At 76.0% G+C, this 10,036-nt stretch carries 7 protein-coding genes and 2 pseudogenes; 4 read left to right on the top strand and 5 right to left on the bottom strand.

The genetic code is table 11. The annotated features are described in order from the left end of the window. The 5 genes and pseudogenes from ACZ6TV_RS51865 to ACZ6TV_RS51845 all read right to left on the bottom strand — a co-directional run. A pseudogene (locus ACZ6TV_RS51865) lies at positions 1 to 810 on the bottom strand (hypothetical protein); the annotation flags it as partial. Between the two features lie 163 nt (positions 811 to 973). Further along, on the bottom strand, positions 974 to 1,366 hold the full coding sequence (locus ACZ6TV_RS51860) for a hypothetical protein (protein ID WP_465308544.1): 393 nt from the start codon (positions 1,364 to 1,366) through the stop codon (positions 974 to 976). A gap of 113 nt (positions 1,367 to 1,479) precedes the next feature. Continuing rightward, positions 1,480 to 1,989, bottom strand: a complete 510-nt coding sequence (locus ACZ6TV_RS51855; RefSeq protein ID WP_465308542.1) for a hypothetical protein — start codon at positions 1,987 to 1,989, stop codon at positions 1,480 to 1,482. A 254-nt stretch (positions 1,990 to 2,243) separates the two neighbouring features. Next, positions 2,244 to 2,744 carry a hypothetical protein gene (locus ACZ6TV_RS51850; RefSeq protein ID WP_465308540.1) on the bottom strand — a complete coding sequence of 167 codons (501 nt, stop codon included), beginning with the start codon at positions 2,742 to 2,744 and terminating at the stop codon, positions 2,244 to 2,246. 123 nt (positions 2,745 to 2,867) lie between these two features. Next, entirely contained in the window at positions 2,868 to 6,008 is a 3,141-nt protein-coding gene (locus ACZ6TV_RS51845; protein ID WP_465308538.1) for an ATP-binding protein, read from the bottom strand. Positions 6,009 to 6,118: 110 nt separating this feature from the next. Here ACZ6TV_RS51845 and ACZ6TV_RS51840 point away from each other — a divergent pair, with 110 nt between their 5' ends. From ACZ6TV_RS51840 to ACZ6TV_RS51825, 4 genes and pseudogenes are all read left to right on the top strand, one after another. Next, positions 6,119 to 7,594 carry an AMP-binding protein gene (locus ACZ6TV_RS51840; RefSeq protein WP_465308536.1) on the top strand — a complete coding sequence of 492 codons (1,476 nt, stop codon included), beginning with the start codon at positions 6,119 to 6,121 and terminating at the stop codon, positions 7,592 to 7,594. A gap of 5 nt (positions 7,595 to 7,599) precedes the next feature. Next, complete coding sequence (gene gntF, locus ACZ6TV_RS51835; RefSeq protein ID WP_465308534.1) at positions 7,600 to 8,925, top strand: guanitoxin biosynthesis pre-guanitoxin forming N-methyltransferase GntF; 1,326 nt, start codon at positions 7,600 to 7,602, stop codon at positions 8,923 to 8,925. A 38-nt stretch (positions 8,926 to 8,963) separates the two neighbouring features. After that, positions 8,964 to 9,308: pseudogene (locus tag ACZ6TV_RS51830) on the top strand (LppU/SCO3897 family protein); the annotation flags it as partial. Positions 9,309 to 9,453: 145 nt separating this feature from the next. Further along, positions 9,454 to 10,029, top strand: coding sequence for a hypothetical protein (locus tag ACZ6TV_RS51825; protein ID WP_465308532.1), 576 nt, complete (start codon positions 9,454 to 9,456; stop codon positions 10,027 to 10,029). Positions 10,030 to 10,036: the final 7 nt, after the last annotated feature.

Genomic DNA, 10,036 nt, shown 5'->3' with positions numbered 1-10,036 from the left:
GGGTGCCAAACGACCGGGAAGGAACCCCCCCCCCCCCCCCCCCCCCCCCCCCCCCCCCCCCCCCCCCCCCCCCCCCCCCCCCCCCCCCCGCTGCCGTGCGGTCGCCGCCGCGGCGCCCGCACCCGCGGCGCAGGCGAGGACGCCGACGGCCGCGAACACGGCCAACGCCGCACCGACCGTGTCGCCCGCGGCGACGCTCACCACGGCGGCGCCGGCGCTGCCCGCGGCGCCGGACCCGCCGCCCACCCGCAGCCACACCGCCGCGCGCCGCAACGACGCCGGCACCTCCGGCCCGGCCTCCGCGCCGACCTCCGCGCCGACCACAGCGCCGGCCTCCGGTTCGGCCGCAGGGGCCTGCGATCCGGCGAGGGCCCGGCGGGCCGGTGGGACGCCCAGGCTGACGGCGCCCGCCACCAGCCCGAGCACGGCGAGCAGCGCGCCCAGCCCACCGACCCACTGCGGCGGCCCGATCCACACCTCGTGGTCCCAGTTGAACAGCACCGTCAGATGCCCCATGTAGAACAGCACCGCCACGCCGATCCCCGTGCCGCAGAGCCACACCAGCGCGCAGCGCCCCGCGTCCCGGCCGGCCAGGGTCAGCGCCGCCCCCGCCAGCAGGCCCACGACGAGCATGCCCGCGGGCAGCATGAAGGCCAGCGCCTCGCCCGTGAGCGTGGGGAACAGGTGGCGCACCACCCTGGCGTCACGCACGCCGACGTAGGTCGCGTAGAGCAGGATCGAGAGTCCGGCGACCGCGGTCCCGGTCGAGGCCAGTCCGAGGACGATCGGCGGGCGCGCTGTGCGTGGCATCCGCGCAGGCTACAGCCGGATCTCGTGGATCGGTTCGAAGGGCGTCCGCGCCGCGCCAGAGGTGGCTGAAGCCCGCCTGCGCGCCGAGGGAGTGGGCCGTGACGTCGGTGGTGCGGCGGGCCGGTAGCGGTTCACGGTACCGGCCCGCCGCCCTTGCTCGTTGTCACCTCGCGTCGGTCTTGCGGGTCCGCTCGGTCGGATGGGACCGGGCGGCCGGGGGCTTTGCCTCCGGCTCGCCGGCCGCTTCCAGGGCCTTCATGATCCTGGGTGCGAGGACGTCGGCGAGAGCGGGTGCGATCGCGTCGGCGAGGATGCCGGCGACCGCTTCGGCGAGCAGCAGCCGCTCCAGCATGGACGCGCCGGAGACGGCACGGTCCATGGTGGAGCGGACGGTGTCGAACAGGCCCACCGGTGACGGGGCACGGCCCCGTCCAGCGGATCTGGTGGACTGCCCGGCGTCGCTGCTGTTGAGGATCTCCGAGATGAGCTCGTCGATCAACGCCTCGACCTGCGGGTGCTGTCCTGGGTCGTTGGATGCTGACGATTCGGCCGCCACGGCAGATGGCTCCTTCTGTTGCGCGGATGGCGCGACCCGCCCTCCAGGACATGCGGGCCGGAGGGCGGATCGCGTTCGGATGTCGGGTCGCGCGGGGCTGACCGGCGAACGGCCTACCGGCAGGCCAGCATGGCCGCGAGCAGCAGCGGGTGTTCGACGAGGTTCTCGCCGCGCCGCTTGCGGCGGCCGGCGAGCATCGCGAGCAGCAGCGGGTGTTCGAAGACGCCACCCTCGGCGTCGTCGTCGCGGCCGCGGCGGGCCAGCGCGGCCAGCAGCAGCGGATGTTCGAAGACGCCACCCTCGGCGTCGTCGTCGCGGCGGCGCCGGGCCAGCATGGCGAGCAGCAGCGGATGTTCGAAGACGCCGCCTTCGCTGTCGTCGTCGCGGCGGCGGCGGGCCAGCGCGGCGAGCAGCAGCGGGTGTTCGAAGATCCCGCCCTCGGCGTCGTCGTCGCGGCGGCGCCGGGCCAGCATGGCGAGCAGCAGCGGGTGTTGGATGATGCTGTCACCACGGTCCTCGCGGCGCGCCATCAACGCGGCGAGCAGCAACGGATGCAGCGGGCCTTCCCCGCCTTCCCGCTCGCTGGTCCCTGTCCTGCCGCGTTCGGCGGTGGAACTGGTCATGGACACCCCTCGTGTCGACGGGTCCGGCCCGCACACACCGCGACACCCTTCGACGGCGCATGACACCAGACGGTTGCACGTACGGGTCAAGCGTTCCCAGCCGGCCCGCCGGCCACATCACCCGCGCCGGATGGCAGCCTGACCGCAGCACGGCTGCCACCGGTCATGGATTCCGGTTCTGCCGGTCGGTGCGGGCGCGGTCAGAGCGTGGCCGGGGCGGGACGCCCGGCGGACGTCCCGCCCCGGCACAGGGGTCAGCAGCCGCAGGTGTAGAAGAGGATGTCCCAGTGGTTGCCCTCGTCGGTGTAGAGGTTGCCCGAGGCGGCCTGGTACTGGTAACCCCACCCGGGGATGTACCCGACGTAGGCGTAGTGCCCGGTGATGTAGCCGTTGACGCACGAGGTCTTGTGGATGTCGAGCTTGTAGCCGTTCCAATGGCTGTACGTGCCGCCGGCGTGACCGGTCTCCGTGCCGGCGGTGATGGTGACGGCGCAGCCGCTGGCCCGCTTGAACGTGATGATGCCGTTGATCGTGGCCTGCCGGATGCCCTCGAACGAGGTGCAGGTGGCGTTGTTGCGGTCGCTGCAGTTGCCGCTGGAGGTCCAGCCGATCCCGGCGGCGCGCAGTTGCGAGGCGGCGCTGGAGTGGCTGACGGCGAAGGCGGGCGTTGCGAAGCCGAGGGTGATCGCGAGCGCGGCGAAGCCGGCGAGCAGCACGGTGAGCACGCGGCGCCCGGCGCGCAGGGTCGTAGACATGGGGCATCTCCTGGTTCGCAGCAGAGGGGTAACTTTTTTGCGAAGCGGAGGTCGACCTGTGCAATTTCTACCATAGGCAACCATCGATGCCAAGGTTCCCGGTGGCTCGCCCGCGAGTGACGGTCAGGCATTGGGGTACGACGGAAGCGGCATCCCGAGCCGCTCCGCGGTCCGCGCGGCGCGTGCCCACGCCCGCCGGGCGGACCGGGTCCGCCCCAGCAGCGCGAGATGCCGCCCGAGCACGCCCCCGTACCGCGGCCGCGCCATCGGATACGTGCGGGCGTACCGCCGCAACCGCCGCACCGCCGCCCGCTCGACAGCACCGACACCGGGAAGATCGGAGGCGCCGATCAGTGCCTGGCAGACCTCCGCGATCCCGGCCAGGGCCTCGAGCCCGTACTGCGCCGGCGCCGGCCGCGGCCCGATCAGGTCGTCGGCCACCCGCACCGCCCGCCACGCCGGACCGTGCCGCCCGGCCGCCAGGTGCATCCGCGCCTGCGCGGTGTGCAGCCGCGCCGCGTCGATCCGCGACGCGGACGGCAGCAGCGGCAGCGCCTCCGCGACCCACCCGGCGAGCGCGGGGTCGGCCGGGTCGCCGGCGAGGGTCGCCTCCAGCAGGATCAGCAGCCCCCACAGGTGCACGACGGGGTCCTGGCGCTGCCGCCCCGCGGCGACCCCCGCCGCGCCCGACGCGAGGGCCTCCGCCCGCCGCCCGGTGAGGTGCTGCGCGATCCCCGCGACGAGCCTGACCTCGTCGGACCACCGGTGCAGCGGCGCGTCGGGATGCCGGGCGAAGACCCGCGCCGTGGCGGCGTCGACGGCGGCCCAGTCGGCGGTCCCGGTCCAGTACAGCCCCCCGACGATCCCGACCCAGCAGGTGGTCAGCGGGTCCGTGGTGCGGGCGGCCGCGGCGGCGGCGGCCGCGAGCTGCCGGCGGGCCAGCCGGTGCAGGCCGACGGTGCCGACGACCATGCCGAGCCCGGCGCGGGTCCGGGCGGTGAGGTCGGCGTCGGGGTCGCGGTCGATGTCGTTGACCGAGCGCAGCGACAGCGGCAGCATCCGCCGGTGCTCGTCGAGCACCCAGTACACCTCGTTGAGCGCGAACCCGGCGGCGGCCAGCTCCCGGAAGACCGAGGGACGCTTCGGCACGCCGAGGCGCAATGGGCGGCGGAGGGACCGGACGAGCTCGACGACGGTCATCGCCGCCCAGCCGGCGGTGGAGCGGGGCAGCGGCGCGCCGAGGACCGCGAAGGCCCGCTCCAGCTCCCGGCGCGCCGCCACGGCGTCGCCGAGCTGCTGGTGCGCCTCGCCGAGCAGCCGGTGCCAGCGGGCCCGGGCCAGGTCGGGCACGTCGGTGCGGCGCAGCGCGGCGGCGAGGACGCCCTGCGCCTCCTTGAACGCGCCGGTCCGCCGGTACAGCGTCCACAACCGCCGCAGGTGCGCGTCGAGGTCGTCGGGTGCGGCGGCGGCGACGAGCCAGTCGGTGGCGGTCCGCAGGTTCGCGGTGTCGTCGAAACCGGCACCGGCGTGGTGCAGCGCGTGCCGCCGCCGGGTGTCGGCCTCCTCGCCCGGGTCCTCGGCGAGCCGTTGCCGCAGGTACTGCCGCAGCAGCTCGTGCATCGTGTAGCGCCCGTCGGGCCCGGCGGTGATCAGCGACTGGTCGACGAGCCCGCCCAGCAGCGGCAGGCCGGCGTCGGCGACGGCGGCCGCGGCGGCCAGGTCGAAGCCGTGCGGCACGGACAGCCGGCGCAGGGCGCGCCGTTCCTCGTCGGTCAGCAGGCGTACGGAGGCGTCCAGCACCGACCGGATGCTGCGGTGCCGGGCCGGCACGTCCGGCGCGGTGGTGGACAGCAGCTCCAGGCCGCGTTCGAGCCGGTCGGCGATGGCGCCGGGCGTGGCGGCGCGGACCCACCGGGCGGCGAGCTCGATGGCGAGGGGCAGCCCGCCGACGAGCCGGCAGATCCGCGCGGCGCCGTCGACGTCGGTCTCGACGCCGGGCCGCAGCAGCCTGGCCCGTTCCTGGAAGAGCCGCACCGCCGGGTAGCCGTCGCCGGGGGTGCCCGGCGGCGGGAACGGCAGCCCGGACACCTCGACGAGCCATTCGGCGCCGAGCCCGAGCGGCCGCCGGGACGTCGCGAGCAGCTGCAGGCCGGGCACCCGCCGCAGCAGCTCGGCGAGTGGCGCCGCGGCGCCCGGCAGGTGCTCCAGGTTGTCGAGCACGACGAGGATCCGGCGGCCGGTGAGGTGCGCGACGAGCAGGTCGAGGGGGTCGCGGGGCGCGGTGAGCGGCACCCCGAACGCGGTGGCGAGGTCGGCGACGACGAGGTCGGCGGCGTCGTCGGTACGGTCGATGCCGGCGAACGACACGAACACGGCCCCGGCGTCCGCCTGCGCGAGCTCCAGGGCGAGGCGGGTCTTGCCGGCGCCGCCCGGCCCGACCAGGGTGACGAGCCGGCAGGCGGGGTCGCCGAGCAGCTCCCGCAGCCGGGCCAGGTCCGCCTCCCGGCCGACCAGCGACGTCAGCGGCCGCGGGTCCGGTGCGGGCGCGGGCGCCGGCGGGGCCGCTATCGCGTCCCGCAGCGCGGTCGTCGCCGGTGAGGGCGGGACGCCGAGGTCCTCCTCCAGCAGATACCGGCAGGTCTCGTACTGGGCGAGCGCCGCGCCGCGCTGCCCACCGGCGGCGAGGAACCCCATCAGCGCCCGGTGCGCCTCCTCGTGCAGCCGGTCCAGCTCCAGCACCCGCCGCACCGCGTCGATCCCGGCCGCCGGGTCGCCGGCCTCCGCGGCCCGGCGGGCGGCGCGGTCGAGCACGAGCAGCATGTCGGCGTGCAGCGCGGCCCGCCGTGCGGCGACCCAGTCGTCGAACAGCGCCGCGCCCGGCACCTCGAAGCCCTGCAGGAACTCCCCGCCGCACAGCCGGACCGCCTCCGCGGCCGGCAGCGCCGGGTCGAGCAGCGCGACGGCGTCGACCCAGACCGGGGCGCCTTCGGCGAACCCGACGGTGCGCCGGTCCACGTCGAGATGCCCGGGCACGGCCCGGCGCAGCTTGGTCAGCACCAGGCGCAGGTTGGCCCGGGCCGTCGCCTCGGGCAGGTCGCTCCACAGCAGCCCGGCGAGGGCCGAGCGGGTGTGCCCGGTGCCGGTCACCGCGAGGTAGACCAGCAGCGCCGCCGCTTTGGCCGAGGCGAGCCCGGTCAGGGGCCGCCCGTCGAGCGCGAGGTCGGCGCGGCCGAGCGTGTGGATCGTGAGCCGTTGCTCCGTCATCGCCACCGTCACCGCTGCCACCGCTGCCGCTGTCGTCGCCATGCACGGTAACGCCCGCGCACACGTTCGGGAAACGGTCCGCACACGCCCGCCCGCCTACCTTCCCGGTCATGACTGCGAATTCGGTACACCACCTGGTGCTGCGGCACGCGGACCGCCTCGCCGGCAAGGCGGCGCTGCTCGACGCCGCGACCGGCGCCACCATCACCTACCGGGAGCTCGCCGACGGGGTCGCGCGGGTCGCCGCCGCCCTCACCGCCCGCGGGTTCGGCCGCGGCGACGTCCTCGCCGTGTACAGCCCGAACCTGCCCGCGTACGCGCTCGCCGTGTACGGGGCGATGGCCGCCGGCGGGACGTTCACCGGCGCCGACCCGTCGCTGACCGCCCCGGAGCTCGCCGCGCAGCTCGCCGACTCGGAAGCGCGGCTGCTGGTCACGGCGCCGGCGCTGCTGGATCGGGCGAAGGACGCGGCCGCGCGGGCCGGGGTCGGCGAAGTCGTCTGCTTCGACGAGCTCACCGGCCACCCGCCCGCCTCGCTGCCCGCGGGAGAAGGCGCGGACGGGGACGTCGCGGTGCTGCCGTACTCCAGCGGCACCACCGGACTGCCGAAGGGTGTCGAGCTCACCCACGCGGCGCTCGTCGCCAACGTCGGGCAGGCCCAGGCGGTGCTCCGGTTCGCCGAGGACGACGTGATCCTCGCCGTCGCGCCGTTCTGCCACGTGATCGGGCTCAACCTGCTGCTCGCCGGTGGCCTCGCGGCCGGCGCGACCGTCGTCACCCTGCCCCGCTTCGACCTGGAGGCCTTCCTGCGCGCGATCCAGGACCGGCGGGTCACGCTCACCGTCGTCGTGCCGCCGGTCGTGCACGCCCTCGCCGGGCACCCGCTCGTCGACCGCTTCGACCTGTCGTCGCTGCGCGCGCTCGGCGTCGGCGCGGCGCCCCTGGACGCGGCGACGGAGCAGCGCTGCGCGGAACGGCTCGGCTGCACCGTCAGCCAGGGGCTCGGCATGACCGAGACCGGGGCGCTGATCGCGGTCGGCGACCCGGCCGCGCCGCGCCGCGGGTCCGTCGGGCGGCCGCTGCCGGGCACCGAGACCCGCATCGTCGACCCCGCCACCGGCGCCGACCTGGGCGTGGGTCGCACCGGCGAGCTGTGGGTCCGCGGTCCGCAGCTGATGCGTGGGTACCGTGACCGCCCCGAGGAGACCGCCGCGACCCTGGACCCGGACGGGTGGCTGCACACCGGCGACCTGTGCCACTTCGACGAGGACGGTCACCTGTACGTCGTCGACCGGCTCAAGGAGCTGATCAAGCACAGCGGGCACCAGGTCGCGCCGGTGGAGCTGGAGCAGCTGCTGCGCACGCACCCGGCGGTCGCCGACGCCGCCGTGGTGGGCCGGCCCGACCCGGTCGCCGGGGAGGTGCCGGTCGCGCACGTGGTGCTGCGGTCCCCGACGACCGCGGAGGAGCTGCTGGGTTACGTGGCGGAGCGGGTCGCGCCGTTCAAGCGGCTCGCCGCGGTCACGTTCGCCGCCGGCCTGCCCCGCTCCGCGACCGGCAAAGTCATGCGCCGGGCATTGCGGTGAAGGCCGTGCCGGCGCGTGCGACGGGCGCCGCGGAGCAGGACCGGCCGGCGCGGGCGACGGGCCCGGTGGTGCGGGCCTGGCTGGTCACCGTCGGGGCGACGGCGGCGGCGACCTGGGCCCTGGACGCCGTCGCGACCGCGGCCGGGGCGGCGCTCGTCGCGTCCGGCCTGCTCGACGGGATCGGCCACCGGTGGGCGCTGGCGCTGCTCGCCGCCAGCTACGTCCTGTGGGGGTGGGGGCTGGCGGTGAACCTGCGCGCCAACCAGCAGCTGCTCACCGCGACCGGGAACAGCACCAACGTGCTGTCGAAGGCCGCGCACGACCTGACCCGCCGGTGCACGCCGGACCCGCGGGCGGCCCGGGTCGCGGCGGCCGCCGGGTACACCGCCACCGAGGTCGCCAAGGAGATCCCGTACTACGCGGGCGCGTTCGGCGCGGCGCTGCTGACCGGGTCGGCGACCAGTGCCGTGCTGTTCCTCGCCGGCGCGAACCTGGGCGCCGCCGGCTACGAGTACGGCCTGGCCCGCCTCACCCGGCTCGTCCTGCGCCGCCGCGGGCACGCCTCCTTCGACACCGACTGGGACCCGGGCGCGTACCTGCGCGGCTACTACGGCACCGTCGAGCCGGACGAGGTCGCCACCATCGCGTTCTTCGTCGACGCCCTGCGCGACGCCGACCGGGACCGGCCGGTGCTGTTCTTCGGGGTCGGGCCGACCCTGCACCACGTGTTCGCGGCGGCCGGGGTCGCCTCCGAGATCCACCTCGGCGACTACCTGCCCGGCAACCTGGCGGAGATCCGGCGGTGGCTGGAGCGGGACCCCGCCGCCCACGACTGGCGGCCGTTCGTCGCGCACACCCTGCGCTGCGAGGGCACCGCCGACCCGACCGCCGAGCAGGTGGCCGCCCGGGAGGACCTGACCCGCCGGAAGTTCACCGCCCTGCTGCACGTCGACGCCCGGCACCCGCGGCCGCTGCCACGCACCTATCCGACCGTGGTCAGCGCGTACTGCGCCGACTCCGCCACCGCCGACCGGGCGACGTGGGCGCGGTACATGCGGCACATCACCGGCCTCGTCGAGCCCGGCGGCCTCTTCGTGACCGCGGCCCTGCGCCGCTGCCGCGCCTACACCGTCGGCGGCCGGTCCTTCCCGAGCGCGGACGTCGACGAGCACGACCTGCGGGCGGCGCTGCGCACCGGGTTCGCCGCCCCGGTGATCGAGGTCCACCGCGTGCCGCAGGAGGCCAGCCACGGCTACGCGGGCATCGTCCTCGCCCGCGCGAGGTCCACCCGCGCAAGGCCCCGCGGATCGCTGGATCACGCCTGGTCGTGACAGAGCAGGCAGCCGTTGCCTTGCAGGGGTTGCCGTCGATGTCCGGCGGGTCGAGACTGGCGCGGGTGACGAACACGGGGGATCTGTTCCAGCCGCCCCGGCGGCGTCGGGTGTGGGTCGCGGGGGCCGTCGCCGTGGGGGTGCTCGTCGTGGCGGTGTTCGGCTGGCTGGCGTATTCGCGGGCCACGGCGGACAGCGTCGCGAAGGCCCGCGCCGGTGACTGCGTGCGCGGCGACGCCACCCAGCGGCCGCCGTACCTGCTCGTGCCGTGCGGTGCCGCCGGGGCGGAGTTCACCGTCCTGCGGATGATCCCGGGCCGCACCGCGGGCCGGGAGTGCCAGCAGGTGCCGGGCGCTGCGCTGTGGTTCACCGCCGGTGAGCGGACCGCGTGCCTGGGCCGCAAGGGCGTGGACCCGGCGACCGCGGTCAACGTCGCGCAGGAGGGCGACTGCCTGCACCTGGAGCCGCAGGGCGCCGGGCGCCGAGCCGCTGCGGCTGAACTGCGCCGACCCGCGCGCGGATCTGCGGGTGCTGCGCCGGGTCACCGGCGCCGACAAGTTCGGCGACCCGTGCGCCGCCGTGCCCGGCACCACCCGCACGTACGGCTGGAACTGGATCGACCCGGACTCCCCGGTCAGGACCCGCCTCAGCATCGACGTCGTGCTGTGCGCCGGGCCGTCCGAGGCGGCGAAGGCGGCTGCCTCGGCGTCCGCGTCCGCGCAGGCCGCGGCGACCGACAAGTGCCGGTTCGTGACGGCCGGGGAGATGTCGGCCGCGGTGTCCCGCGCCACCGGGCGGACCTACACGGTCGCGTCGGCGCAGCAGAACGACCTCGGCTGCGACTACCGGTTCGGCGGCGGGAACACGCTGTCGACGTGGTTCAGCACGGGGACCGACTTCCGGCCCGGCACCGGCGACGAGACCCTGACCGTCGACGGGCTGCGGGCGATCTACGGACCCGGCGAGGGCACCCGGGCGCTGAGCGTCTACGTCCCGACCGGCCACTTCACCGTCATCGCGTACCAGCTGGAAGGCGTGGGTGACAGCGTCGCGAAGAAGATCGGGACCGAGGTGTTCCGGGTGGCCCGGGCCCGCCTGCCCTGACCGGAAA

The organism is Dactylosporangium sp. NPDC051087 (assembly GCF_055586325.1).
The sequence above is the reverse complement of the archived record's forward strand: the minus strand, read 5'-3'. Positions and strand labels throughout refer to the sequence as shown.